The sequence below is a fragment of the Promicromonospora sp. NPDC050249 genome, from assembly GCF_040656015.1.
Classification (GTDB): Bacteria; Actinomycetota; Actinomycetes; order Actinomycetales; family Cellulomonadaceae; genus Promicromonospora.
The window spans coordinates 1-26,714 of the sequence record NZ_JBFAKY010000049.1 but is presented as its reverse complement, the minus strand read 5'-3'; the positions used below and the strand labels follow the sequence as shown (position 1 = coordinate 26,714).

The following is a 26,714-nucleotide window of genomic DNA, read 5'->3' as shown; positions in this document are numbered from 1 at the left end:
CGGGTCTCTCAGCTGTCGCACCCCTCCTCGACGGTCACGATGACGTAGGCCTTGCCGGACGGGCTGAGCACCCAGTCCCCTGCCACCGTCAGCTCGGCGCCCTTGGCCGGCGTGGCGATCACGCGGTAGTCACCCGGGGCAAGGTCGCGCAGGTTACGCGGCTTGCCGTCCGCCTCGCCGTCGACCCAGTTGTGCACGACGTAGCCGCGCACCCCCGGCAGCTCGACCGGGTCGATCGAGCCGCCGGCGTCGCACGTCGCCTCCTTCACCACGACGTCGGGGGTGTTCGGGTCGGGGCACTCCGGCTGCTCGAGCGTCACGAACAGGACGGCGTTCCCGTTGTCCCGGACCTGCCAGCCGTCCTCGCCGACGAGGACGTACCCTTCGGCCGGCCGTGCCGCGATCCGGTACCTCCCGGGCGCCAGGTCGTCCAGGTCGTCCACGACGTCACCTGCGGCGCCGTCGACCCACTCGCGCACGACGTAGGACCGCACGCCCTCCACCTCGGCCGGGACGATCACGCCGCCCGTGACCACCTCGGCCCCTGACGGACCGTACGAGCACGTGGGCTGCACGACGTCGACCGCTGGCGTCGCCTCGGTCAGCTGCGGTTCGAAGATGGTGAACTCGAGGGTCTCGCCGACCACGGTCTCGCCGTCCGCCGAGGCCCGCACCTGGACGGTGTGGGCGCCGAACGTCGAGATCTCCACCGGCGCGGTGTACTCGGTCCAGCCGTCGTCGTCGACGTTGACCTCCCGGTACACCGTGGCGCCGTCCGGACCGCCGGTGGTCTCCACCGTGACCGTGACCGGCCCGAGCCACTGCCCGTCCGGGCCGTCCGGTTCAGCCGGCGACAGCGTGCCGGTCACCTCGAGCGGCTCGGCCGCGCCGGCCACCCGAAAGTACTCGAACGAGGCCGTGGCCGCCGACTGCTGAGCGGCCCCGAGAGCGAACAGACCCACCCGGGCGTCCTGCAGTCCCTCGTGCGTCACCGGCTCGGCGAGGGTGGTCCATTCCTCACCGTCCGCGCTGTACTCACCGGTGAAGGTGGACCCGGCCTTCGACAGCCGCAGGTGCCACACGCGGGACGTGAGGTTGTTCGCGCCCGGTTGCGGGTTCTGCACCACGGCGTCGACCTCGCTGCGCAGCTCGATGCGCTGTGCGACGGCGCTGCCCGGAGCGTTGTCCGTCACGAGGTCGAGCTTGACGTAGTTGTCGTCGTCCCCGTACACGATGAGACCGCCCTGCTGGTACTGCTGGTCGAACTCCGACCCGTCCACCAGGGTCTCGACGGTCCAGTCGTCGTCCGGCAGGTCCTGCACGACGATGTTCGGCGTGTCGGTGTTGCTGCCGGTGTAGATGTCCGTGGCCGTCGTGTCGATCTCCAGCGCGCCACCGGTCACCCGGTAGCCCGTCGGGTCCTCCCGCACGATGTCCCAGCGGCAGGCGTCGAGGGCGTCGCCGTCGAACTCGTCCGCGGGCCCGGGGGCCGCGGCCGTGTCGTCAGGGGTGATGTGGAACCAGTCGAACTGGGCGTCCACGACGTCCGCTGCCGAACCGGTGCCGGCGAGCGACACGAGCCCGATCTTCGGATCGGCGATACCGGCGAGCGCCTTGGTCTGCGGCATGGCCGTGAACTCCACGCCGTCCGCCGAGTACGACGCCGTCAGGTCCTCGCCGTCGCTGCTGGCCAGGCGTACGTAGACGGTGTCAGGGTAGGCCGCCCCGAGAGCCGCGGTGTTGGAGTCCCCGACCTCGTTCGGTGCGCCGGCCTCCTCGCGGATGTACTGGAAGATGCGCGTGGCCGGGTCGGCGGGTGCCGAACGACCCTGGAGCACCATCTTCGCGTAGTTGTCCGCGTCGCCGTAGATCACCAGTCCGGCCTGCTGGTACTGGGCATGGGCCGGGATGGTCACCTTGGCCGTGGCGGTGAACGGACCGTCCGGCAGGTCCTGCAGGACGACGTTCGGCACGGCCGTGTTGTTCGTCCCGTAGAAGTCCGTGGCGGTCGCCGGGATCGTGAGGAGACCGTCGGCGACCCGCAGGTCCTGGTTGCGTTCGAGCACCGTCCAGCGGTCCGGGTCGAGCTCCTCACCGAGGAAGTCGTCCGACCGGCCCGACAGGCAGAGCTCTGGCTCCGGGACGATCCCGGTGACCTCGACCATGACGTACTCGATGGCGTACGCGCCGCGCTCGTCGGTGACCCGCACCTGGAGCCGGTAGGTGCCCGGCTCGTCGTAGGTGTGCTCGAAGGACGACGTGCCGTCGACGAACCCGGCACCGAGCCCGGCGTCCCACGCGTAGGTCAGGTCGCCTGTCCCGTCGGGGTCGGTGGCCTCGGCCGTGGCGGTCACGGTCAGCGGAGCCTCGCCCGAGACCGGGTCGACCGTCAGCTCGACCTCCGGCCGCTCGTTGTCGGCGACCCCGCGGCCGTCGATCTCCATCCAGTTGACGTTGATCCCGCCGGAGAGCAGGACGAAGTGCAGCGAACCCGAGCCGGAGGGCACATCGGTCAGCTCGGTACGGGTGTCGACGTACTGCTGCCAGCCGCCGGTGTCCGGTACCGTGATCCGGCCGATCTCCGGGCCGTCCGGGGCGTCCCAGCGCACCGAGACCTCCCCGCCGCCGGCGCCAGAGGCGGCGCGCAGCGAGACCGCGTCGACGCCGTCCAGGCTCAGCGGCTCGTGGGCCCAGTAGTCGCCGGGTTCGATGAACCCGATGTTCTGACCGCCACCGGCCGTGTCGCTCGTCGGCTCGACCACGACGCCGGGGTCGCCGGTGCCGTCACCGATGCCGTCGGCGCGGCCCGTGCCGGTGAAGAACTCCGACTGGAGCAGCTTGGGCTGCAGCACCTGCAGGTCGTTCCTGGTCAGCGGTTCGCCCGCCGCACCGCCGTCGTCGGTGTAGAACGCCTCGATGACCCAGAAGATGTTCGCGTCGATACCGTGGCCCTCGTCGCGGGCGGTGTCGAAGACGCCCGAGCAGCCGGTCAGCTCACCGAACGGGTGCGAGTGCCCCGCATGCCCGAGCCGGGTGAACAGCGTGACGTTGTCGCAGTTCACCTCGCCGTCGGGATCCTCGACCGCGACCTCGTAACGCACCTGGTCGCCCCACTCGAAGAAGCCTCCGTCGTCCGGGAACGTGATCGTCACCTCGGGGGCGATGTTGCCCACGACGATCGTCACGTTCGCCACGCCGGTCAGCCCGTCCGCATCGGTGGCGACGAGCTGGGCCGTGTAGCGGCCGTTCTCGGTGTACGTGTGGGTCGGGTTCGCCTCGGCGCTCGGCGCCGAACCGTCGCCGAAGGTCCACTGCAGCGTGAGCGGTTCCCCGGCCGGATGGCGCGTGCCCTCAGAGGAGAACTCCACGGTCAGCGGCGCCAGGCCGTCGGTGACGTCGGCGGACGCCCGCGCGATGGGTGCGGGGTCGCCCTCGACGTAGTTGACCTTGTACACACCCGAGCTGTCGTTGTTGCCGCCGAAGCCGGAACCCCAGTCGACGACGTACAGCGCGCCGTCGGGCCCGAAGTCGAAGTCCATCGGCCGGTCGAACCCGGCCGCCGGGTCGAAGATCTGCGGCAGGACCCGGTTGATGTCCACGAGGTCGTCGCGCTGCTCGCCGGCGAGCTGGAACGAGTACATCCGCCCCTGGTTCCACTCCCCGAACAGCGCCTTGCCGTCCCAGTAGGCCGGCCACTTGACGTCGGACTCCAGCTCCGGGTCGTAGGAGTAGACCGGGCCGCCCATCGGGGCGCCACCGCCGCCGATCTCGGGGAACAGCGGGTTGGTGCCGTACCCGTACCAGACCTCCGCCTCGACGGCGGCGGGCAGCTGCGTGATGCCGGTGTTGTTCGGCGAGTCGTTCACCGGACCGCCGGCGCAGTCGAACGCCGCACCCGACTGTCCCGTGGCGAAGTCGTAGTCGCGGTAGGCGTTGTTCGCCCCCGTGCAGTACGGCCAGCCGTAGAACCCGGGCTCGCTCACGACGTTCCACTCGACCGTGCCGGCAGGCCCGCGCGTCGCGCTGGCCGTTCCGGCGTCCGGGCCGTAGTCGGCCACGAGCACGTTGCCGTTCGCGGGGTCGACGCCGATCCGGAACGGGTTGCGGAAGCCCATCGCATAGATCTCGGGGAGGGTGTCCGCCGTACCCGGCGCGAACATGTTCCCCTCGGGGATCGTGTACGAGCCGTCGTCCTGCGGCGTGATCCGCAGCACCTTGCCGCGCAGGTCGTTGCTGTTGGCCGACGTGCGCTGGGAGTCGTAGTTGACCCGCCCGGCCCGCTCGTCCAGCGGCGCGAAGCCCTGGGACTCGAACGGGTTCGTGTTGTCACCGGTCGCCACGTACAGGTTGCCGTCGGCGTCGAAGACCATGTCGCCGCCCGCATGGCAGCACGTCTGGCGCTGCGTCGGGATGACCAGCACGGTCTCCTCGGTGGCCGGGTCGATCGTGCCGGAGGCCGCGTCGTAGTCGAAGCGCGAGACCCGGTTGTGCGGGCCGTCGTCACCGACGTCCTGCGGGGACCAGAACAGGTAGACCCACCCGTTGGTCGCGAAGTCCGGGTCGAGCACCACGCCGGTCAGCCCGTCCTCGTTGGACTGGGTGACCGACAACGTCACCGCGGTGCTCGTGGTGTTCGACTCGGGGTCGATCGTCTGGACGCGGCCGTCCCGCTCGACGTAGAAGACGGTGCCGTCGGGGGCCACGTCCAACATCATCGGGTTGGCGGTGTCCTCGTCGAGCGGCACCATCTCGTAGCTGTCGCTCTGCGTCGCGGCGCAGTCGGAGTCGACGACGCCCGCGGCCGTCTGCAGTCCGCCCAGCAGGTGCTCGACGAACTCCGGCTCCGTGTACGAGGCGTCGGTGTGCCCTCCGCCGGTGTACCAGGAGCGGCCGCCGTCGTACTCCTGGCACCAGGCGATCGGGTGCTCCGCACCCATCGCGCCCGTGCCCGCGGAGTAGGAGGACTCGTCCAGCGACGCGAGGACGTGCACCTCGTCGCGCGGGTTCGTGCGGAAGTTGTACCACTCGTCGTGGCGGTCCCAGCGGTCCGGCAGGTGCGCCGTCGAGGCGTGGTCATGGTCCTCGACCTTGATCGTGGCGTCCTGGTTCTGCGGGTGGGAGTTGAAGTAGGCCCCCACCAGCTCGCCGTACCAGGGCCACTCGTACTCCGTGTCCGAGGCCGCATGGATACCGGCGTAGCCGCCGCCACCCTGGATGTACCGCTCGAACGCCGCTTGCTGCTCGTCGCTGAGCACGTCGCCCGTCGTGGACAGGAAGACGACCACCTCGTAGTCGGCGAGGCCCTCGTCGGTGAAGACGCCTGCGTCCTCGGTCGCGGTGACGGTGAAGTCGTTGGCCGCACCCAGCTGCGTGATCGCCTGGATGCCTGCGGGGATCGAACCGTGCCGGAAGCCCGCCGTCTTGGAGAAGACGAGGGTGTCGAAAGGCTCGGCCGCGGCGTCGCCCGGTGCGGCGGCCACCTGCGCGAGCTGGGCCGGCGCCGTCGCCGGCTGTGCCGCGGACGTCAGTGCGGCGGGGACAACAAGACCGGTCGTGGCTGCTGCCACGACCACCGACCGCATAATGCGGCGGGTTCGTTGCACGTTTCTCACCTGGAGCTCCTCGTCGAGTCGGGTCAGTACTAGTGCGGTGCAAGTGCTACTGCGGTGCTACTGCGGTACTGCTGTGGTACTGCTGTGGTGCGAGCGCCGGCCCGGGGCGGTGCGGTGCACCGCCCCGGGCCGGGAGCTCAGACCAGCGACACCCACCCCCCGCCGCCGTCCGCGCTGCGCTCGACGGCGTCCAGCACCCGCTGGACCACCAGGCCGTCGCTGAACGACGGCGTCGGCTGCCGCCCTGCCGCCAGGTCGCCGACGAGGTCGACCACCTGGTGCGTGAACGCGTGCTCGTAACCGAGCCCGTGCCCCGGCGGCCACCAGGCGCCGCCGTACGGGTGCTCCGGCTCCGTGACGACGATCCGGCGGAAGCCGGCGGTCGCCGCGTCGTCGGCCGCGTCGAAGAAGTGCAGGAGGTTCATGTCCTCGAAGTCGAACGCGAGCGAACCCTTCGAGCCGTTGATCTCCAGCCGGATCGCGTTCTTGCGGCCCCAGGCGAACCTGGTCGCCTCGAAGGTCGCGAGCCCCCCGCCGGACATCCGCCCGAGGAAGATCGCGGCGTCGTCCACCGTGACCTTGCCCATGCGGCTCGTGTCGGCCACGCCCGACAGGCTCCCCGATGCCGCTGCCTCCGGCCGCTCGTGCACGAACGTCTCGAGCAGGCCGCTCACGCCGGTGAGCAGCTCGCCCGTGACGTACTGCGCCAGGTCCACCACGTGGGCGCCGATGTCGCCCAGCGCGCCGGAACCCGCCTTCTGCTTGTCGAGCCGCCAGGACATGGGCGCCTGCGGGTCGGCTATCCAGTCCTGCAGGTACTGCGCGCGCACGTGCCGCACCTGGCCGATCCGCCCCTGCTCGACCAGCTGCCTGGCCAGGGCGATGGCGGGTACGCGGCGGTAGGTGAAGCCCACCATCGCGTGCACGCCACGCTCCGCGGCTGCCTCGGCCGCCGCGACCATCGTCTCGGCCTCGGCCACGCTGTTGGCCAGCGGCTTCTCGCACAGGACGTGCTTGCCCGCCTCGAGCGCCGCTATCGCGATCTCGGCGTGCGTGTCACCGGGCGTGCAGACGTCGATCAGGCCGATGTCGTCCCGCTTCAGCAGCTCGGACCACCCGACGACCGCCTCGTCCCAGCCCAGCTTGTCGGCCGCCGCACGGACCGCGGCCTCGTCCCGCCCCGCCACCGCGCGCATGCGCGGTGCCAGGGCCAGGTCGAAGAACCGCGGCGCCGTGCGCCAGGCCTGCGAGTGTGCCGCCCCCATGAACGCGTAGCCGACCATGCCGACCCCGAGCTCGTTCTCAACGCTGCTCATACCGCGCCTCCCCCCACTGTCGTCTCACTGCCGTCCAGCACGCCCCGGCAGGCGTCGTCCCGATACGTCACGTCAGGAGTCGAAGCCGATGGGCAGGTACTCCTCGACGTTGTCCGCCGTGACGACGGGCGCGAAGAGCTGGACCGTGCGCGGCACGCCGATCGACGCGAGGTCGCCCACTGTCTTGTTCTGCGCGATCAGACGAGCGAGCTTGACGCCGTCGGCGGCCTGGGTGGACGGGTAGATGACCGTGGCCTGGACGACGCTGTCGCCGGACTGGATCTCTTCCATCATGTTGCGCGACCCTGCGCCGCCCACCAGGAAGAACTCGTCGCGGCCGGCGTTCTCGATGGCCGCCATGACACCGACACCCTGGTCGTCGTCGTGGTTCCAGATGGCGTCGATCTCCGGCTCGGCGGACAGCAGGTTGGCGGTCGCCTCCTCGCCGCCCTCGACGGTGAAGTCGGCGGCGACGCGGGCGTCGACGTCGAGACCGCAGTCCTCGAGCGCGTCCTTGAAGCCGTTGCTGCGGTCCGTCGTCAGCGGCAGGGCGTCGATGCCCGCGATCTCGGCGACCACCGCATCCTTCTTGTCACCCAGCTGCTCGCAGATGTAGGTACCGGCACTCACGCCCATGCCGTAGTTGTCGCCCAGCACGGTGGTGCGCGCGGCGAACGGGCTGCTGAACTCGCGGTCCACGTTGATGACCGGGATACCGGCCTCCATGGCGTCGAGCGCCACGTCGGTGAGGGCGGCACCGTCGAACGGCAGGAGCACGATCGCGTCGACGCCGTCGTTGATGAAGCCCTCGATCTGGCTGATCTGCACGTTCACCTCGTTGGTGCCCTCGGCGACGCGAAGCTCCACGTCCTCGTACTTCTCGGCCTCGGCCTGGGCCGCCGAGGTGATGGCACCCATCCAGCCGTGGTCGGCGGCCGGGGCGGAGAAGCCGATGACGACCTTGTCGCCGGGCTCGTCGTTCTCGGTGGTCGTGACGGGCCCGGTGGCGGTCGTCTCCTCGTCACGCGGCTCGTTGCTGACGCAGCCGCTGACGACGAGCGCGGCACAGGCCGCTGCGATGAAGGCGCCGGAAACCCTGCGCGTGCGTACTGCGGTGGACGAAGTCATGGTGATCTCCCTTGATCTGGGGTGGAGCTTGTCTGGGTTGACGTGAACGACTGGACGTGAACAGGTGCGCAAGGGCGCGCCGCGGGGCGGCGACGGGCTCAGGTGCTCGTCGCCCTCTCACGCGAGGCGAACCACTGCTGCAGCAGCACGGCGCCGACGATGATCGCGCCCTTGGCGATCGCCTGGACCGAGCTGTCGAGGTTGTTGATGACGAAGACGTTGGTGAGCGTCGAGAAGATGAGGACGCCCAGCACGGTGCCGGTGATGGTGCCGCGCCCGCCGGCCAGCAGGGTGCCGCCCACGACGACCGCCGCGATGGTGTCGAGCTCGAGGAGCGTTCCGTGCGTGGAGGAGCCGGAGGTGGTCCTGGCCAGCAGGATCACGGCACCGATGCCTGCCGTCAGGCCGGAGAGCCCGTACAGGTACAGGGTGTGCCGCTTGATCTTGATGCCCGCCAGGCGGGACGCCTCGGGATTACCGCCGATGGCGACGGTGCGCCGTCCGAACGTCGTGCGGTTCAGCAGGAACCAGCCGGCGGCCGCGACCACCACGAAGATCCACACGATCACGGGCACACCCAGCGGCCGGGCCTGGAACACGTCGAAGAACGGTTCCACGTCCTCGAGGATCTGCGTACGCCGTCCGGCGATGAGCTCGGCAAGGCCTCGGGCGGCGGCCAGCATCGCGAGGGTCGCCATGAACGCGGGCACCTTGCCGTACGCGATGATCACGCCGTTGATGAGCCCCGCGACGAGCCCGACGGCCAGCGCGGTGACCACGATGATCCACCAGCCGTAGTCCTGCGCCAGGTACTGGGTGGACAGGGTCGAGGCCCAGATGGACGCCAGGGCGACCACGGCGCCGACCGACAGGTCGATACCACCGGACGTGATGACGAACGTCATGCCGATGCTCACCACGCCGGTCACCGCCGCGAGGCTCAGGATCGTGGTGACGTTGCCGAAGCTCACGAACCGGTCGCCACCGGTCACCACGCCGACGACGACGAGCAGGATGAGGGCGAACACGAGTCCACCCATTCGCAGGGCTGGGCCCATGAGGGCCGATCGTCCGCTCACGCGGCACTTCCTTCCATGACCAGGTCGAGCACGGCGTGCTCGTCGATGTCGTCGGCCGGGCCGTCGTGGACCGCCCGACCGTCGGAGATGACCAGCACGCGGTCCGCGAGCCCCAGCACCTCGGGGATCTCGCTGGAGACGACGAGCACGGCGGCGCCGTCGTCGGCCAGGCGCCGGATGAGGTTGTAGATCTCTGCGCGGGCGCCGACGTCGACACCCCGGGTGGGCTCGTCGAGCAGGAGCACGCGGCAGCCGTGGACCAGCCAGCGCGCCAGCAGCGCCTTCTGCTGGTTGCCGCCGGACAAGGTACGGGCGTCGCGGTCCGCCGAGGCGGGCCGCAGGTCGAGGGCCTCGATCTGCTCGCGCGCCGCTGCACGCTCGGCGCCCTCGTCGAGGAGTCCCCCACGCGCGAAGCGCGCGAAGGTGGACAGCGTGATGTTCCGGTACACGGGCTCGTCCAGGAGCAGCCCCTGGCTCTTGCGCTCCTCGGGGCACAGCCCGATCCCCGCGGCGACCGCGGAATCGACCCCGCCGCGCAGGCGCTTGCCGCCCACCCGGACCGTGCCCGACGTCGCGCGCCGGGCTCCGTAGATCGTCTCGAGGATCTCCGAGCGGCCCGAGCCCACGAGGCCGGCCAGGCCGACGATCTCGCCTGCCCGGACGGTCAGCGACACGTCGGAGAAGACGTCGCCGAGCCCGAGGTCGCTGACCTCGAGGACCGGCGCGGCGTCCTCCGGGACGCCTGGCCGTGCGGGGAAGGCGTACTCGACCGCGCGGCCGGTCATGAGACGGATCAGGTCGTCCGTCGGGGTGTCGGCGACCAGCAGGCTGGTGGCGACCGTGCGGCCGTCCTTGATCACCGTGATGCGCTGACCGAGCTGCCGGATCTCCTCGAGCCGGTGCGAGATGTAGATGACGGCGACGCCGTCGGCGGTGAGCTCGCGCACGATGCGGTGGAGGTTGCCGACCTCCTCGGAGTCCAGCACGGCGGACGGCTCGTCCATGATGACGACGCGCGCGTCCCGGGACAGCGCCCGGGCGAGCGAGACGATCTGCTTGCCCGCCGCCGGCAGGCTCCCGACCTCACGGTGGGGCGAGATCTCCGGGTGGCCGAGCCGCTTCAGGATCTCCCGGGTGTTGCGGGTCGCGTCGGACCGCCGGGTCACGCCGCCCCGGGCGAGCTCGTGCCCGAGGTAGATGTTCTCGGCGACGGTGAGCCCGTCGACGACGTCCAGCTCCTGGTAGATGGTCGCGATGCCGAGGTTGAGGGCCGCGACCGGGTCCGAGATGGTCACCGGCTCGCCGTCGAGGAGGATCTCGCCCTCGGTGGGCTGGTGTGCCCCGGCCAGGACCTTGATCAGGGTGGACTTGCCCGCCCCGTTCTGACCCAGCAGGCAGTGCACCTCGCCGGGGCGGACCTCGAGGTCCACACCGTCGAGCGCTCGCGCGCCGGGAAACTGCTTCACGATGCCACGCATACGCAGCAGGGGCTGCTCGTCCCGTTGCTCTGCCCGCTGGGGGTCCACGTCGACCATGTATCGAACGTAGAGGGACTTTTGCCGACGGTCAAGCAAAAGTCGTAACTTCGCCCGCCATGATTGACTAGAGGCATGGTGGAAGTGGCACGGGAAGTTATTCAGCAGGCGCCCAAGGTCTCTGGAGCGGGGGACATGTTCCAGCTCTTGCGCGACGGACGGCCTCGCACGCGAGCCGATCTCGCGGCGGTGACGGGCCAGGCCCGTTCGACCGTCGCGGCACGCATCGACCTGCTCATGACCGCGGGGCTCATCGCTCCCGCGGGCGAGGCGTCCTCTACCGGTGGCCGCCCGCCGGCGACCTTCGCGTTCGCGCCGTCCGCCCGGGTGGTGCTCGGGGTGGACCTCGGCGCGACGCACGCGCGGCTCGCCCTGACGGACCTCGCCTCCACGGTGCTCGCGCACCGTGACCTGCCGCTGCTGATCACCGACGGACCCGAGCTGGTGCTCGACCAGGTCGCGAGGACGGGGGCCGAGCTGCTGCGCGAGGCCGGCCGGTCCCCCAGCGAGCTCGCCGGGGTCGGCGTCGGCCTGCCCGGGCCGGTGGAGCATGCCACCGGCAAGCCGAACAACCCGCCGATCATGCCCGGCTGGGACAACGCCGACGTCCCCGGCATCCTCGGCGCGCGGTTCCACGCGCCGGTGCTCGTGGACAACGACGTCAACATCATGGCCCTCGGCGAGCACCGCGCCGCCTGGCCCGAGGTCGCGGACCTCCTGTTCGTGAAGGTCGCCACGGGTATCGGCGCGGGCATCATCGCCGACGGCGCGCTCCGGCGCGGCGCCCAGGGTTCGGCCGGCGACATCGGGCACGTCGCGGTGCCTGGCGTGACCGACGTCGTCTGCCGCTGCGGCAACATCGGCTGCCTCGAGGCGATCGCGAGCGGCCTTGCCGTCGCGAACGCGCTCGAGGGTGCCGAGAAGCCCGCCGACGTCGTCGCCATGGTGCGTGCCGGCGATGTCGCCGCGAGCCAGGCCGTGCGCCAGGCCGGCCGGGACATCGGCGCGGTGCTCGCCACCAGCGTCAGCCTGCTCAATCCGTCGATGATCGTCATCGGCGGCATCCTGGCCGACGCGGGCGAGCACATAGTGGCCGGCATCCGCGAGGTCGTCTACCAGCGGTCCCTGCCCCTGGCGACGCAGCACCTGCGCATCGTCACCGCTCGGACGGGGCCGCAGGCCGGCGTCCTGGGCGCGAGCGCCATGGCGGTGGACCAGGCCCTCTCCTCGGAAGCGGTGGACCGCCTGGTCGCGTAGGACCAGGCAGGTCCGCGAGGTAGAGCGCCTGTCCGGGTCTCCCTGGTAACGCCAGGAGACCCGGACAGGCGCTCTACTTCGCGAACCCGGCAGGGTCAGCCCAGGTCCTTGACCCGGACGTCGCGGTAGTAGATCGTCTCCCCGCCGCCATGGTTCTGGAGACCCACGTACCCCGTGGCGAGGTCACGCGCGGGGTCGGTGCTGTGGAAGTCGTTCACCAGCACCCCGTTGAGCAGGACCTTGATGTTCTGCCCCGCCACGCGGATCTCGTAGGAGTTCCACGAGCCCACGGGCTTCAGTGCCTGCTCCACCGCGTCCGGGTCCGCACCCTGGAAGGTGTAGATCGACCCGGTGGTGCGGTCGGGCTCGTCGCTCGCGTCGACCTGGATCTCGTAACCCTGGTTGACGGCGACCCACGGGTCGTTCCCCGGGTTCGGGAAGCCGACGAAGATGCCGCCGTTGTCGTCCTTCACGAGCTTCCAGTCCAGCTTGAGGCTGTACGCCCCCAGCTCCTCGCCGGTGTGCCAGAGCAGCCCCATGCCGCCCGTGCTCCGGATCGAGCAGTCGGCCTGGCGGCCGAACGAGCCCGCACCCGCCAGACGCCAGCCGTCGAGGGACGTCATGCTGCCGTCGAACAGGGCACGGTAGCCACGCTCGTACTTCCCGGGACGGCAGATGTCCTGGATGCCGCCGACCGTGAGGACGTCGAGGTTGACGTTGCCGTCGTCGTCGGCGTCGTAGCGCAGCGTGATGGTGTTGACGCCCTTGCGGAGCGGCAGGTCCCGCGTCGCCGTCGCCCAGGTCTTCCAGTCACCTGTCGACTCCAGCGCCCACGGCTCGACCTCTTGGCCGTTGACCAGCACCGACACCGTCTTGGTGCCCTCGAACGGGTTGGGTCCGTTCGAGTACCGCAGGCTCACGGGCTGGTTGCCACCGCGGCGGACGTCGGCCGTGAAGGTCGCCGAGGCGCCCACCTGGCCGAACCCGGCGGCGAAGCCGGAGCCGGAGTAGCCGCTGTGCTCGGTGGCCACGTTCGCGCTGCCCCGCAGCGAGGCCTCCTCCGCCTCCAGGTACCCCTGCTCGGCCGGAGCCTTGTAGCCGGGGATCGCGTTGAGCGTGTACCAGGCCTCGGTGTTCCACAGCTCGCGGCCCTCGGCGTCCGAGAACGGGCGCGGGCTGCGCAGGTGCACCACACGTCCCGGCTCGAGGCCGTCCACGGTGAGCGTCACCTTCGTGCGGTCGCGCGAGACCTTGGCGCCCGCGACGAACAGCGGACGCTCGTCGATCTTCGGCCCGCCGTAGTTGCGGGTCGGCACGTAGCGCCAGTGGTCCATCCGGAACGCCGCGTTGGGGTCCTCGGCGATCTTCGCCACCGTCTCCGCGGAGAGCGGCTGCGTGTACTCGACCTCGAAGCCCTTCTTGGTGACCCGCATCTCGGTCATGTCGAAGGCGTCCTCGCCGTTCGGTGTCAGCTTCTGCAGGCCGTAGCGCAGCTTGCCCGGCTCGCTCCAGTTGCCGCCCTCGCCGATGCCGCCGACGTACAGGGCGCCGTCAGGCCCGACGACGGTGCGGTTGACGCCCGCCTCCAGGCCTGCCGAGTGCCGGAACACCGCGCCCTGGTACTCGCCCTCGACCTTCTCGAGGAAGCCGCGCTGGAGGCCGCCGTAGGTGACGTCGCCGAACACGAGCTGGTCCTCGAACGGGCCCTCCTCCAGCTGCACGGGTGAGCTGGGCGAGTTGCCGATCTCGTTCTGCGGCACCCACAGCGCGGGCGGCGAGACGGGCTGGTCGTCGTACGGGCCTGCCGGGTTGGTGAAGTGGTTGAAGAACTTGCCCTGCTCGACGTGCACGAGCTTCGAGCTGGGCAGCCAGGCACCCTGGTTGTCCATCACGAAGAGCTCGCCGTCCGGGCCCTTGACCATGCCGTTCGGCGTGCGCAGACCGCCGGCCACGTAGCTGACCTCACCGGTCCGGCGGTCCACCTTGATCGCGGTGCCGCGGTTCTCGGCGGGCTGCGGGTCGGTGGTCGCGCCGCCGTTGTTGATCGCTACCGACAGGTTCACGTAGAAGTACTTCTTGTCGTGCAGCAGGCCGAAGGCGAACTCGTGGAAGTTGCCGCCGAAGGGCCACTCGGCCACCGTGCGGTGTCCGTCGTAGAAGCCGTCGCCGTCGGGGTCCGTGAGCTCGGTGAGCTTGTCCCGCTCCGAGACGTAGATGGACTCGCCGATCACGGCGATACCCATGGGGTTGAACAGGTCCGTGGCGACCTTCTCGTAGGTCACCTGGTCCTTCGAGGTCTCCCCCGTCACGTTGTCGAGCAGGAACACCTCACCCGGCTCTGGGTCCTCGACCCAGCCACCGGGGCTCACCGAGCCGGACGTGACCACGGCGAGGCGGTCGTCGTCGGTCCAGTCGAGCCCGGCGACCATGGGCTCGAAGCCCTCCGGGCGCAGGTCGGTGAGCGTGTAGCCCGGGTGCACGGCGTCGAGGCGCATGCCGTCGCCCGCCGAGTCGTCCTGGCCCTCGCAGTACTTGGTGCCCGGAGCGGTCACGCGCACGACGCCGGCCTCGGTGCTCAGCACCGAGGACGGGACGACGACGAAGTCCGTCGTGCCCGGCGGACGCCACTCGAGCCGCAGGATGTTGTCGTTGGTGTTGTCGAAGTACTCCACCCGCAGGTCGTGGAACCCTGCCTCCAGCGCGACGGTGCCTTCCTTCGACTCCGCGCCGTGCAGGCCGTCGTTGTCGATCACCTCGGCGTCGTCGATCACCAGGCGCGAGCCGTCGTCGCTGGTGAGCCGGAACTCGTAGTTCCCGGCGGACGGCACCGACAGGTTCGCGAGCGCGTGCGCGATGAAGCGCTCGCCCATGCCGAAGTCGGCCTCCGTCGAGTAGTCGATGGTGGGCTTGAGCTGGTCCACGTTCGGCGTCTGGCCGGAACGGAGCGTGCAGAGCTCACTCAGGTCACGCGCCAGGTCGTAGGTCCTCAGGGTGACGCCGGGTTCCTGCGGTGGCAGATCATCCGCTGCCGACGCGACGGGGACAGTTCCCGACAGCATCACCGCTGTCAGTGCTGCGGCAGTCGCGCCTGCGGCTGCCTGTCTCGCGCGGAGTCTGGTTCCACGTTGTCTCATGAGTTCTCCTCGGTCGGCGTTGACCCTGCGGGCTAGAACCTACGAGGGACTTCTGCCGGTAGTCAAGCAAAAGTTGGCAACTGGTCACCGTTAATCGCTCGGGGTGGCCGGCTGCAGCCTGGTCGGACGACATCGAGGGCGCCGAGTTGACGGCGCCCAGGTTGACGGCGGGGAGGTTGACGGAGTCCAGACGGCGGCGCCGAGGACGCCGAACCGCAAGTACCGAGTCACCGAGGGCGCCGAACCGCAAGATGCACGTCCATATGGACCCTTATTGCCGCGCAACCTTCGGCTCGGCGCCGAGATGAACCGACAACTTGCGGTTCGGCGGCGCCACCGCACGCCAACCAGCCCCAACTTGCGGTTCGGCGACCGCGCGGCGGCGCGGGCGACCGGCGGATCGCTCACCGTGCGACCGCCGGGTCGCCAGGGAGCCCTCCGACTCACAGCGCCTCGGGGCCGCCCTCCAGCAGCTTCTTGAAGCCGTCCTCGTCGAGGGTCGGGATCTCCAGGGCCTCCGCCTTGGCGGCCTTGGTGCCGGCGTTCTCCCCCAGCACCACGTAGTCGGTCTTCTTCGAGACCGATCCGGACGCCTTGCCGCCCGCCGCGATGATGGCCTCCTTGGCGCCGTCGCGCGTGAAGTCCTCGAGCGATCCGGTCACCACCACGGTCAGGCCGGCGAGCGGGCCGGTGGGCCCGGTGTCGGCCTCGGCCATCGCGGCCGGGCCGGGGTGGCCCGGGGTGGCGAGCTGGACCCCCGCCTCGCGCCACGCCGCGAGGATCTCCTGGTGCCAGTCCACCGTGAGCCATTCCTTGATCTCGGCGGCGATCACCGGGCCGACGCCGTCGACGGCGGCCAGCTCCGCCTCGGACGCCGCCTCGATGGCGTCCACCGAGCCGAACCAGCCCGCGAGCGCCCGCGCTGCCACCGGCCCGACGTGCCGGATGTTCAGCGAGACGAGCATGCGCCAGAGGTCCTTCGTCTTGGCGCGCTCCAGCTCGTCGAGGAGCTTGGTCGCGTTGGCCGACGGCGCCCACTCGTCCAGGGCCTCGCCCGCTTCCTCGGCCGCGAGACGCTGCGCCTTGCTGTACGACAGCTTGCGCCGGAACGGGGTCCGCCGGCGCACGACGCCGTCGTCGTCCATCTTGGGCAGGCCGGTCTCCGCGTCGCGGACCACCGCCTCGATCGGCAGGAGCTGGTCGAGCGTGAGCGAGAACAGCTGGGCCTCGGTGACCAGGGGTGGGGTCTCCGGCACGTCGGGCTGGGTGAGCGCCGCAGCGGTGACCTCGCCGAGGGCCTCGATGTCGAGGCCGCCGCGCGAGCCGATGTGCTCGACGCGCCCGCGCACCTGAGCCGGGCAGGACTCCGCGTTCGGGCAGCGCAGGTCGACGTCGGCCTCCTTCATGGCGCGTAGCGGCGTGCCGCACTCCGGGCACTCCGCGGGCATGACGAAGTCCTCGCGCGGGTAGCCGTCGTCGGCCAGGGCGGACACGGGCCCGACGATCTCCGGGATGACGTCGCCCGCCTTGCGCAGCACCACGACGTCGCCGATGCGCACGCCCTTGGCCCGCACCACGTCCTGGTTGTGCAGGGTCGCCTGGCGCACCGTGGAGCCCGCGACCTTCACCGGCTCCATCACGGCGTAGGGAGTGGCCCGGCCGGTACGGCCCACACCGACCTGGATGGCGAGCAGGCGCGTGTTGACCTCCTCCGGCGGGTACTTGAACGCGATGGCCCAGCGCGGCGCGCGGCTGGTGGAGCCGAGCCGGCGCTGCCGCGCGAGGGCGTCGACCTTGAGGACTATCCCGTCGAGCTCGTGCTCGATGTCGTGCCGGTGCTCGCGGAAGTACTCGATCATCTCGAGCGCCCCGTCCAGGCCGTCGACCACCCGGTTGTGCGGGGAGACCGGGATGCCCCACTGCTCGAACAGGGTGTACGCGTCGGACTGTCGCTCCAGCTCCGTGTGCTCGCCCTCCTGCCACTGCAGCGCGCCCACGCCGTGCGCGTACATGCGCAGGCCCTCCACGCGGGCGAGACCCGCCTCCAGCTCGAGACCGTCCTTGTTCTCCAGCAGCTGCCGCAGGCCACCCGCCGCGGCGTTGCGGGGGTTGGCGAACTGCGGGAACCGGCGGAGCGCGGCGATGCGTGCCCGTTCGACGTCGAACTCCTTGCCGCCGGCGCTCCGTCCGGACCGTTCGCGTGCGTCCTCGACCGCACGCTCGCGCAGCTCGGCCTGCAGCTCGTTGAGCCGCGCGAAGGTGGCGACCGGGATGAACACCTCGCCGCGCACCTCGACGACGTCGGGGTGGCCCTCGCCGGTGAGGGTCTGGGGGATCTCGGCGATGCGCAGCACGTTCCGGGTGACGTCCTCCCCCACGCGTCCGTCGCCGCGCGTGACGCCGCGCACCAGCCGGCCCTTCTCGTACACCAGGGAGATCGCCAGGCCGTCGATCTTGACCTCGCACAGCAGCCCCGGACGGTCCGTACCGAGGTCACGGTTGACCTTCTCCGCCCACACGGCCAGCTCGTCGGTGCTGAACGCGTTGTCGAGCGAGAGCATGCGCTCGATGTGCTCCACCGTGGCGAACCCCGCCGCCGCCGCGCCGCCGACGCTCTGCGTGGGTGACTCCGGCGTCACCAGCGCGGGGTGCGCGGCCTCGAGCGCCTGGAGCTCGCGCATCCGCGCGTCGTACTCGGCGTCCGACGAGACGGGCGCGTCCGCCTCGAAGTAGGCGCGCCGATCCTCCTCGATCCGGGCCACGAGCTCGGCCCACCGCCGCTGTGCGGTGGCCTCGTCGCTCATGGCTTCATCACGTTCCGGGATGCCTGTCGTCTCGCTCACAGACACAATCATGGACTGAACCACTGACATTCGAGGGGCGTGTCGCCGGACCCCGTTCCGAAGGGTCAGCCGACCTGGGCATTCGCCTCGATCGACCCCTATCGCACAGGGTCCGACACCGCTACCATTCGTGAAAAATGCCGGAAATCTACTGAGAGCAGGGGCCCCTTGAAGATCGCCGTCGTCGGTGCCGGTTTCGCAGGACTGGCCACCGCGAAGATCCTCCGCGAGTTCGAGCACGACGTCACGGTCTTCGAGAAGGCGCCGGACGTCGGCGGGGTGTGGAGCGCGACCCGCCGGTACTCGGGCCTCCGGACGCAGAACAACAAGGACTCGTACGCCTTCTCGGACCTGCCGATGCCCCGGGACTATCCCGAGTGGCCCACCGGCGAGCAGGTCCAGGCCTACCTCGAGCGCTACGTCGCGAAGTTCGAGCTGCGCCCCCTCCTGCGGCTCGCCACCGAGGTGGTCCGCGCCGAGCTGACCGACGCCGAGGACGGCTGGATGATCACCGCACGGCGTATCGGCGCGCCGGTCTCCGCGCCCGAGCGGTTCGACCACCTGGTGGTCGCGAACGGCATCTTCTCCGACCCGGTCTTCCCGCAGTACGAGGGGTACGCCGACCTCGTCCGCGCCGGCGGCAAGCTTGTCGCCTCCAGCCAGCTCAACACGCTGGACGACGCCCGCGACAAGCACGTGGTGGTCGTCGGGTACGGCAAGTCGGCGTGCGACGTCGCCGCCGAGATCGGCCAGGTGGCCAAGTCCACCACCGTCGTGGCCCGTCGCCTGCTGTGGAAGATGCCCAAGCGCATCGCCAGCACCCTGAACATGAAGTACCTGCTGCTGTCCCGCCTCGGCGAGGCGCTGTTCCGCTACCAGGAGCTGCCCAACCCCATGGAGCGCTTCCTGCACGGCCCAGGGGACAAGGTACGTGCGGGCATGCTCTCGAGCATCGGATCCGTCGCGACCTGGCAGTTCAAGCTCAAGAAGCTCGGCCTCGTCCCGCACGGCGAGTTCGCCGACATCGCCAACAGCACCGTGTCGCTGTCCACCGACGGGTTCTACGAGCAGGTCGCCGACGGGACCATCAAGGTCCACCGCGACACGGAGATCGAGCGCTTCGAGGTCGAGGGCGACCACCCGGTGGCCGTACTGAGCGACGGTGCCCGGATCCCGGCCGAGCTCGTGGTCTGCGGTACCGGGTTCCACCAGCGCGTGCCGTTCCTCGACGACACCATCGCCGCCCGCCTGGTGGACGACCAGGGCAACTACCAGCTCTACCGCCAGATCCTGCCCGAGGGCGTGCCGAACCTGACCTTCGCCGGCTACAACTCGTCGCTGTTCTCGCCGCTGTCCGCCGAGGCCGGCGCGATCTGGATCGCCGCGTACCTGGCCGGTGTCGTCGAGCTGCCGCCGATCGAGGAGCGGCGCAAGCACGTGGCCGAGCGCGTGGCCTGGATGGAGAAGCGCACGGGCGGCAAGCACGCGCGCGGCACCAACGTCATCCCGTTCTCGATGCACCAGATCGACGAGACGCTCGACGAGGCCGGCGTGAACATCAGCTCCACCGCCCAGACCATCCAGTGGCTCCTGCCGATCAACCCGGCGGTCTACAAGAACGTCGTGCCGCGGCTCAAGGAGCGGGTCAAGGAGCGGGCGGCCGCGGAGTCCTGAGACCTACGTCGGTCGAGCCTGTCGAGGGGTCTCGACAGGCTCGACCGATGGTGGGCGGTCTCGGCGAGCTCGACCTACGGTGGGGCTCGAACCGACGGCGGAGCGGGATGGTCAGCGCTCGGCGCGCGGGCCGCCCTCGGTCAGCGGCGTGGTGAACCGGACAGGCAGCTTGCGCGGGTAGCGCGACCACGGCGAGGCCGACATCTTGAGCGAGTCGGCCGAGACCGACAGCTCCATGTCGAGGATCCGGCGCAGCAGCGTGTCGACGGCGATACGGCCGATGAGCGGCCCGATCCGGTGGGCGGGGCACGCGTGCGCGCCCGCGCCCCAGGTCAGGTGGAACCGGCTGCCCAGCTCCTCCCACGGGTCGTCCGTCCGGATCGCCCGGTCAGCGTTCGCGGCGGCGACGGCGGGCACGAGGGCGTCGCCGTACGCGATCCGGCGTCCGCCCAGCTCGCAGTCCTGCCGGGCGAACCGGGGCAGCACGTGCGGGGCGGGCGGGTTGCGCCGGGACACCTCGTCCAGGGCGTCGTCCAGGTCGAGCCGGCCGCGACGCACCCGGGCGGCGAATGCCGGGTCGGTCAGGATCATGTGCAGCGTGCTCGCGATCCACGCGATCTCGGCATCGTGCCCCAGGCTGAACATCACGCCGATCGCGGCCATGACCTCGACGTCGTTCTCGTGGTTCGGATGGTTGACCAGGGCGGTGGTCAGGTCCTCGCCCGGCTCGGCCCGGTGCGTCGCCACGAGCACGGCCACCAGGGCCTCCTGCTCTATCGCCGCCGCGCGCGCCCGCTCCCTGCCCGCGTAGACCGCCTCGGTGAGCTCGTGCATCTTGTTCCCGTCGGACAGGCTCATGCCGAACATCTCGGTCATGACCATCACGGGGACCGCCACGGCGTAGTCCTTGACCAGGTCCGCCTCGCCGCGGGGCATCAGCCGGTCGATGATCGCCTCGCACATCACGGCCACCGTACGTGCCAGGCGTTTCTCGTCGATGGCGCCCAGGGCGTCGTCGATGGGGGCACGCAGCCGACGCTGCTGCATCCCGTCGAGGTAGTACGCGCTCTCGCGCGGCGCCAGCGCGGCGAGGACCCCTGAGTCGGCGGGCAGGGACCGCTCCTGGACGTAGCGCCAGTTGCGGGAGTTCCGCGAGAACAGCAGCTCGTTGCGCATCACGCTGCTGGCCTCGTCGTACCCCAGGACGAGCCAGGCGGGCACGCCGGGCTCCAGGTCCATCGGCGCGACCGGACCCCACTCGTCACGGAGCTGTTCGTACAGCTTGTGCGGATCCCGGGCCGACGTGATCTCCGACAGCTGCATCCGGTCCGAGATGTCTTCCAGCCGGAGGTGCAGTCTGTTGGCGAGTGTCACGCGTTGACCTTCTGGAACACCGGGAACGTCATCGCGTGCTCGACGAGGGTGATCAGGGTGAGTACGGCGGACTGCCGGTCGCGTGCGTCGCACTCGACGATCGGTGTCTCGGGCAGCAGGTCCAGCGCGGCGCGGACCCGCTCCAGCGGGTAGTTCGGCGAGTCGGGGAACTGGTTGACGACCACCGCGAACGGGATCTTGGTCCGCAGCTCCAGCTGGTCCAGCACCTCGAAGCTGTCCTCGAGGTGCCGCGTGTCGATCATGACCAGCGCACCGACGGCGCCGTCGGCCAGGCCCGCCCACAGGTCCCAGAACCGGCGCTGGCCCGGGGTGCCGAACAGGTACAGGGCGATGTCGTCGGTCACGGTGATGCGACCGAAGTCCATCGCGACCGTCGTCGTCTCCTTGTTCGGCTGCCCCGGGTCGATGCCGACGCTCGCCGTGGTGATGCGCTCCTCGGTGCGCAGCGGGTCGATCTCGCTCACCGCACCGATCAGCGTCGTCTTGCCCACGCCGAAGGCGCCCACCACCAGCACCTTGACCGACCGCGCGACGGTCGGTGCGAGGTGCTGCCCGGGCACCGGGCGGTCAGAGCTTGCGGAGTCCATCGAGAATCTTCTCCAGGATGTCCTTGCCGGGCAGGACGTGCGCTTGGTGGTTGGAACGGATCGTCAGGTTTCCCGTGTCGACCAGGTCCGAGACCATGACCGCCACGAGGCTCACGGGTAGCTGCAGGTAGGCAGCCACCTCGGCCAGCGCGAGCGTGCCGCGGCACAGCTCGACCAGCTCGCGCTCCAGGCGGCTCGCCGTCGAGAGCACTGGCCGGCTTTCTACCGCACGTACAAGTGTCTCCGGGCGCAGCGTGTTGCGCGACGGGTGCGCCCGCCCCGAGGTGAGCACGTACGAGCGCACCGGGTGATCGCGGTACTCCTCGGTGTCCATCCCCTCGCCCCCTGTTGGTCGGTCAGGTATCGGTCGAGCTGGTGGTGCCTGGTACGGCCAAGCCTCACGAGGCTCGGGTGGTGCTTTCCGAAACGGTGCCCGGGGCGGGATCAGCTGGAGATCCGCTCCGTGCCCAGGGTGCGCTCCCCGATCATGAGGACCTGGGCCTGCATCTGCTGGGCGATCAGCGCCGGGTCGATCACCGTCTCCGTGACGACCGCGAGACGCGAGCCGTCACCGGCTCCGCGGACGAAGAGGAATCCGCCGTCGAACTCAACCATCACCTGGCGGATCGTCTCGCTGTTCCCGAACTCCCTGCTCATTCCCATCCCCAGCGCTACAAGTCCGGCGCATGCCGCCGCTACCTTGTCGGCCACGTCCAGCGGGGTCTGGTCAGTCCGAACTTTCATCAGTCCGTCGGAGGTGAGCACGACAACATGCTTGACCCCCCGTACACCACTGATGAGCTCGAGCATCCAGCTATTACCGTCGGTGCTGGTCATGCCGTCGGCGTGCGTAGTCATCGGTCCTCCGAAGGTCCACCGGCTCCAGCCGGCGGTTCGCTGCTGTCTGGTGAGTCCCCGAACCGCGCCTCGCTCGAGCTGAAGAAGGCACCCATCCACTCGCCGGCCTCTTCGGCCGTCTGGGCGGGACCAGGAGCTTCGGTACGGGGCTCCGTGGTCTTGGTCCGGTCGTCGGTCGCATCCGCCTCTCCACGGCGCGATCGCCGCTGCGGGAGCGCAGACGGCTCGGGGAACTCGTCGTCCTCGGGGCGGGCTCGCCCAGGACGCAGGGGCAGCTCGCCAGGGGCCTGCACCGGGGCACCGGCCACGGGCGTCTCCTCCTCTTCGTCGACCACGACGCCGGGCGCGCTCAGCGGCTCGACGGGAACCACGGTCGCCGGGTCGGGCGCCGCGGGTGCGGGCCACTCGTCGTCGTCCGCGGGCCTTGCGCTGGGCAGCTCGGTCACGAGCGGTGCCTCTGCGACTGCGGTGGCGCTGCGACGGGACCCCAGTGCGGACGCCCCGCTGGTGTGGGAGCCGGCGCTCGGCAGCGTCGCTGCCGGCGTGAGCATCCCCGACGGCACCACTGCCTCGGTGAGCTCCGCCGGGATCATGACGATGGCGCGCAGGCCGCCGTACACCGACTCGGTGACGTCCACGCGGAAGCCGTGGCGCCGCGCGTAGGTGCCGACGACGGCAAGGCCGGTCTGCGGGATCTCGCCCAGCTCGGTGATGCTGATCTCGCGCTTGCCGGAGGCGATGTCGCGCGCCTGCTCGAGCTGCTTGAGGTCGAGGCCCACACCGCAGTCGTCGATCTCGACGACCGCCCCGCGCTGCACCTGGCGCAGCGAGACGAGCACCTGAGTGGTAGGCGGGGAGGACTGCGTGGCGTTGGACAGCAGCTCGGCCACGAGGTGGATGAGCGGCTCGACGATGCGCGCCGAGACGGCGACGCCGGGGTCACCCGACACCTCGACCCGGTGGAACGCCGTGATCCGGCTGGCGGCGCCCTTGACGACGTCGGGCAGCGGGAGCGGCTCGCTCCACTGCTGGCCCGGCCACTCGCCGCACAGCGCCGCGAGGCTCTGCGCCTGACGGGCCTGCTGGGCGGCAGCGTGGTCGACGCGCATCGACGTCTGCAGGATGTCCGGGTCGGTGGGGTGGCGCTGGACCATGCGCGCCGCCTCCTCCTGGATGCGGTGCGCGGCGGCCTGGACCTTGCGGCTCAGGGCGACCACGGCGACCTGGACGGCGTCGCGGCGGGCGACACGCTCCTCCTGCACCCGGGCGAGCATGGCGGCTGCCTCGTCCAGGCGAGCCTGGGCACCCGCGTCACCCGGCAGGTGCGGGAGCGGCGGGGCGGGCTCGCTGTCGAGGAACGCGGGCAGCTGCTCGTTCGCCAGGGCGTCGAGCGCCCGGGACGCCGCGTCCGCACGCTCCTCGGCCCGGCGGTGCGCCAGGACGAGGTCCTCGTGCGCGGCGAGATCGTCACGTGAGGATCGCGCCGCGATCAGCGCGGCCGCTATCGCGAGCCCGACGGCGGCGATGCCGACGAGCCATGCGGGCCACGTGGACGAGGCCCCGGTAGCGGTGAACAGGACTGGTGCTACGAGTACATAGGCAAGCACGCCGGCGACACACACCCAAGGTGCGACCTGGCGCAGCCTGCTCGGCGGAGGAGAAGAAGACATCGAGCTCACCGAGCCGATCCCCCTAATAGTTGTCTCGTCAGAGTTTGGGAAGGCCGGACACGGCAGATACCGCGGCTTGCTCCACGAACTCGGCTGGAGGGGGCGAACAACCCCCTGGACTGCAGTTTCTACCACAGGGCGTCCCACGCGTGGAAGGGCACGACTGTGGTGCGACCAGCGAAAATATGTGCCACTGAGGAATAGAGCGGCCCAGTCGCGCAATAGCCGCACAATACTGTACAAACCGGGCACGCTTCCTCAGGCCCGAAGCATCCTGTCCTACGACGGCCAGAGCCGTGACCGGCCGCGTAGGGTGCTCTCCATGAGCGTCGAGCACACCCAGGCCGCCCCCCGAACCGCTCTCCCGCACACGCCCCTCGACCCTGCCACGGACCCGTTCGCATGGCTCGAGGACGTCGACGGAGACACCGCCCTGAGCTGGGTCCGCGAGCGCAACGCGCACAGCGCCCAGGTCCTCGGCGGTCCCGCCTTCACCGAGACCGAGCGTGCGGTGCGCGAGGTCCTCGACTCGGACGACAAGATCCCGCACGTCTCGAAGGTCGGCGAGCACTACTACAACTTCTGGCAGGACGCCGAGCACGAGCGTGGCCTGTGGCGCCGCACGACGCTCGACTCCTACCGCACCGACGACCCCGAGTGGGAGACGGTCCTCGACCTCGACGCCCTCGCGGCGGCGGAGGGCGAGAGCTGGGTCTGGCACGGCGCGAGCGTCCTGCGCCCGACGGCGGAGCAGATCGCGGCGGGCGAACCGCGCAGGCACGCGCTGGTCGACCTGTCGCCCGGCGGGTCCGACTCCGACGTGACGCGCGAGTTCGACCTGGTGACCAAGCAGTTCGTGCCCGAGAGCGACGGCGGCTTCGTGCGCGCGCAGGCCAAGGGCGGGCTGTCCTGGATCGACTCGGACACGGTCTACGTGTACACGGACTTCGGCGAGGGCACGATGACGCCGTCGGGCTACCCGCGGCAGGTGAAGCGGTGGCTGAGAGGCACTCCTCTGGCCGAGGCGACGGTCGTCTACGAGGGCACCGACCAGGACATGTACATCAGCGCGTCCCGCTCGCACACCCCGGGCTTCGAGCGCGACCTGGTGCACCGTGCCCTGCGGTTCTACGCGAACGAGACGTACCTGGCCACGAACGTGGGCACGCCCGAGCAGACCCTCACCAAGATCGACGTGCCGGACTCGGCGAACGTGGGCCTGCACCGCGAGTGGATGATGGTGCGCCTGCGCGACGACTGGACGCTCGGCAAGGTGACCTACCGTGCAGGCTCCCTGCTCGCCATCGGCTTCGACGACTTCATGACCGGGTCGCGCGACCTGACGGTCCTGTTCGAGCCGACGCCGACGACGTCGCTCGCCGGGATCACGTGGACGCGGAACCACCTGGTGGTCAACGTGCTGGACGACGTGAAGAACCTGCTGCACGTGCTGACGCCGCCCACGGTGGCCACGCCGGGCGGCGAGTGGGCACGCTCCGAGCTCCCCGTGGGTGGCGAGCTGCTCACGGTCGGGGTCGGCGCGGTGGACGTCGTCGACTCCGACGACGTCTGGGTGGTCACGACCGGTTACCTGACGCCGTCGACCCTCGGCCGCACCACCGTCGCCGGTCCCGGCGAGACGGCGGCGGCGCCCGAGGTGCTCAAGTCCGCGCCCTCGTACTTCGAGGCGGCAGGCATGGAGGTCCGCCAGCAGTTCACGGAGTCGGACGACGGCACCCGCGTGCCGTACTTCGTCGTCGGCCGGGCGGACCTCGTCTCGGGCGAGGCCGGGCCGGCGCCCACCCTGCTGTGGGGCTACGGCGGGTTCGAGCACGCGATCCTGCCCGGGTACTCGGGCACCGTCGGCCGCGCGTGGCTGGAGCGGGGCGGGGTGTACGCCGTGGCGAACATCCGCGGTGGCGGCGAGTACGGGCCGGCCTGGCACCAGGCCGCGCTGAAGGAGAACCGGCACCGCGCCTACGAGGACTTCGCGGCAGTGGCGCGCGACCTCGTCGCCCGGGGCGTGACCGTGCCGGAGCGGCTCGGGATGGAGGGCCGGTCGAACGGCGGGCTGCTCGCAGGCAACATGCTGACGCAGTACCCGGAGCTGTTCGGGGCGATCATCGTCGGTGTCCCGCTGCTGGACATGAAGCGGTACTCCCACCTGCTCGCGGGCGCGTCCTGGATGGCCGAGTACGGCGACCCGGACACCGACGAGTGGGAGTTCCTCCGGAAGTACTCGCCGTACCACCTGTTCGACGCGGCGCGGGACTACCCGCCGGTGCTGTTCACGACGTCGACCAAGGACGACCGCGTGCACCCGGGCCACGCCCGCAAGATGGCCGCGCTCATGCTGGCCGCGGGCAAGGACGTGACGTACTACGAGAACATCGAGGGTGGTCACGGCGGGGCGGCCAACAACGCCCAGGCGGCGTACATGGCGGCGACCCACTGGACGTTCCTCTGGACCCGCCTCACGGGCGCGGCTTCCTGAATCGTTGGTCGAGCTTGTCGAGACCAGGTCTCGACATCCCACACGCTGATCGCGATGTTGCGCTCGCGCTCGTTGACGAAGGCCACCCGGATCAGGGCGAGCGTGGCGGGCATCATCGCCGCCGCGCCGACG

15 protein-coding genes are annotated in these 26,714 nt (G+C 70.5%); 3 read left to right on the top strand and 12 right to left on the bottom strand.

The window, feature by feature from the left end:
• Window positions 1–8: 8 nt before the first annotated feature.
• The 5 genes from AB0I32_RS25325 to AB0I32_RS25305 form a co-directional block, all read right to left on the bottom strand.
• Window positions 9–5,603, bottom strand: coding sequence for a ThuA domain-containing protein (locus AB0I32_RS25325; RefSeq protein ID WP_357511129.1), 5,595 nt, complete (start codon window positions 5,601–5,603; stop codon window positions 9–11).
• 146 nt (window positions 5,604–5,749) lie between these two features.
• On the bottom strand, window positions 5,750–6,928 hold the full coding sequence (locus AB0I32_RS25320) for a Gfo/Idh/MocA family oxidoreductase (protein WP_357511127.1): 1,179 nt from the start codon (window positions 6,926–6,928) through the stop codon (window positions 5,750–5,752).
• Window positions 6,929–7,000: 72 nt separating this feature from the next.
• Window positions 7,001–8,056 (bottom strand): substrate-binding domain-containing protein, encoded by a 1,056-nt coding sequence (locus AB0I32_RS25315; RefSeq protein WP_357511125.1) that lies wholly within the window; start codon window positions 8,054–8,056, stop codon window positions 7,001–7,003.
• A gap of 98 nt (window positions 8,057–8,154) precedes the next feature.
• A complete protein-coding gene (locus AB0I32_RS25310) occupies window positions 8,155–9,114 on the bottom strand; it encodes an ABC transporter permease (protein WP_357511143.1) in 960 nt (319 codons plus the stop codon).
• Window positions 9,115–9,131: 17 nt separating this feature from the next.
• Entirely contained in the window at window positions 9,132–10,670 is a 1,539-nt protein-coding gene (locus AB0I32_RS25305; protein ID WP_357511123.1) for a sugar ABC transporter ATP-binding protein, read from the bottom strand.
• A 135-nt stretch (window positions 10,671–10,805) separates the two neighbouring features.
• Here AB0I32_RS25305 and AB0I32_RS25300 point away from each other — a divergent pair, with 135 nt between their 5' ends.
• A complete protein-coding gene (locus AB0I32_RS25300) occupies window positions 10,806–11,927 on the top strand; it encodes an ROK family protein (protein WP_357511121.1) in 1,122 nt (373 codons plus the stop codon).
• A 95-nt stretch (window positions 11,928–12,022) separates the two neighbouring features.
• Here the strand turns inward: AB0I32_RS25300 and AB0I32_RS25295 are convergent, their stop codons facing one another.
• Together AB0I32_RS25295 and ligA are read right to left on the bottom strand one after the other, a co-directional pair.
• Window positions 12,023–15,061 carry a family 16 glycoside hydrolase gene (locus tag AB0I32_RS25295; protein WP_357511119.1) on the bottom strand — a complete coding sequence of 1,013 codons (3,039 nt, stop codon included), beginning with the start codon at window positions 15,059–15,061 and terminating at the stop codon, window positions 12,023–12,025.
• Window positions 15,062–15,504: 443 nt separating this feature from the next.
• Complete coding sequence (gene ligA, locus AB0I32_RS25290) at window positions 15,505–17,865, bottom strand: NAD-dependent DNA ligase LigA (RefSeq protein ID WP_357511141.1); 2,361 nt, start codon at window positions 17,863–17,865, stop codon at window positions 15,505–15,507.
• Between the two features lie 207 nt (window positions 17,866–18,072).
• On the opposite strand from ligA, the gene AB0I32_RS25285 reads away from it, so the two are divergent.
• A complete protein-coding gene (locus AB0I32_RS25285; RefSeq protein WP_357511117.1) occupies window positions 18,073–19,578 on the top strand; it encodes an NAD(P)/FAD-dependent oxidoreductase in 1,506 nt (501 codons plus the stop codon).
• Between the two features lie 111 nt (window positions 19,579–19,689).
• Here AB0I32_RS25285 and AB0I32_RS25280 read toward each other — a convergent pair whose 3' ends face one another.
• The 5 genes from AB0I32_RS25280 to AB0I32_RS25260 all read right to left on the bottom strand — a co-directional run bounded on the left by AB0I32_RS25280 (window position 19,690) and on the right by AB0I32_RS25260 (window position 24,088).
• Window positions 19,690–20,952: a cytochrome P450 gene (locus tag AB0I32_RS25280; protein WP_357511115.1), complete on the bottom strand. Its 1,263-nt coding sequence runs from the start codon at window positions 20,950–20,952 to the stop codon at window positions 19,690–19,692.
• A complete protein-coding gene (locus AB0I32_RS25275) occupies window positions 20,949–21,560 on the bottom strand; it encodes an ATP/GTP-binding protein (RefSeq protein WP_357511113.1) in 612 nt (203 codons plus the stop codon). The genes AB0I32_RS25280 and AB0I32_RS25275 overlap by 4 nt, the downstream gene beginning before the upstream one ends.
• Window positions 21,541–21,894, bottom strand: coding sequence for a DUF742 domain-containing protein (locus tag AB0I32_RS25270; protein ID WP_275005546.1), 354 nt, complete (start codon window positions 21,892–21,894; stop codon window positions 21,541–21,543). Before AB0I32_RS25270 ends, AB0I32_RS25275 begins: the two co-directional genes overlap by 20 nt.
• Window positions 21,895–22,004: 110 nt before the next feature.
• Window positions 22,005–22,397 (bottom strand): roadblock/LC7 domain-containing protein, encoded by a 393-nt coding sequence (locus AB0I32_RS25265; protein WP_116677953.1) that lies wholly within the window; start codon window positions 22,395–22,397, stop codon window positions 22,005–22,007.
• A gap of 17 nt (window positions 22,398–22,414) precedes the next feature.
• On the bottom strand, window positions 22,415–24,088 hold the full coding sequence (locus tag AB0I32_RS25260) for an ATP-binding protein (protein WP_357511111.1): 1,674 nt from the start codon (window positions 24,086–24,088) through the stop codon (window positions 22,415–22,417).
• Between the two features lie 322 nt (window positions 24,089–24,410).
• Here AB0I32_RS25260 and AB0I32_RS25255 point away from each other — a divergent pair, with 322 nt between their 5' ends.
• Window positions 24,411–26,582, top strand: coding sequence for a prolyl oligopeptidase family serine peptidase (locus AB0I32_RS25255; RefSeq protein WP_357511109.1), 2,172 nt, complete (start codon window positions 24,411–24,413; stop codon window positions 26,580–26,582).
• Window positions 26,583–26,714: the final 132 nt, after the last annotated feature.

Excerpts from the sequence above, each read along its gene's own strand:
- AB0I32_RS25270 (WP_275005546.1), bottom strand. The coding sequence starts at position 21,894 with ATGGACACCGAGGAGTACCGCGATCACCCGGTGCGCTCGTACGTGCTC.
- AB0I32_RS25265 (WP_116677953.1), bottom strand. The coding sequence starts at position 22,397 with ATGACCAGCACCGACGGTAATAGCTGGATGCTCGAGCTCATCAGTGGT.
- AB0I32_RS25255 (WP_357511109.1), top strand. The coding sequence starts at position 24,411 with ATGAGCGTCGAGCACACCCAGGCCGCCCCCCGAACCGCTCTCCCGCAC.
- AB0I32_RS25300 (WP_357511121.1), top strand. The coding sequence starts at position 10,806 with ATGTTCCAGCTCTTGCGCGACGGACGGCCTCGCACGCGAGCCGATCTC.
- AB0I32_RS25260 (WP_357511111.1), bottom strand. The coding sequence starts at position 24,088 with ATGTCTTCTTCTCCTCCGCCGAGCAGGCTGCGCCAGGTCGCACCTTGG.
- ligA (WP_357511141.1), bottom strand. The coding sequence starts at position 17,865 with ATGAGCGACGAGGCCACCGCACAGCGGCGGTGGGCCGAGCTCGTGGCC.
- AB0I32_RS25295 (WP_357511119.1), bottom strand. The coding sequence starts at position 15,061 with ATGAGACAACGTGGAACCAGACTCCGCGCGAGACAGGCAGCCGCAGGC.
- AB0I32_RS25320 (WP_357511127.1), bottom strand. The coding sequence starts at position 6,928 with ATGAGCAGCGTTGAGAACGAGCTCGGGGTCGGCATGGTCGGCTACGCG.
- AB0I32_RS25315 (WP_357511125.1), bottom strand. The coding sequence starts at position 8,056 with ATGACTTCGTCCACCGCAGTACGCACGCGCAGGGTTTCCGGCGCCTTC.
- AB0I32_RS25275 (WP_357511113.1), bottom strand. The coding sequence starts at position 21,560 with ATGGACTCCGCAAGCTCTGACCGCCCGGTGCCCGGGCAGCACCTCGCA.
- AB0I32_RS25305 (WP_357511123.1), bottom strand. The coding sequence starts at position 10,670 with ATGGTCGACGTGGACCCCCAGCGGGCAGAGCAACGGGACGAGCAGCCC.
- AB0I32_RS25310 (WP_357511143.1), bottom strand. The coding sequence starts at position 9,114 with ATGGGCCCAGCCCTGCGAATGGGTGGACTCGTGTTCGCCCTCATCCTG.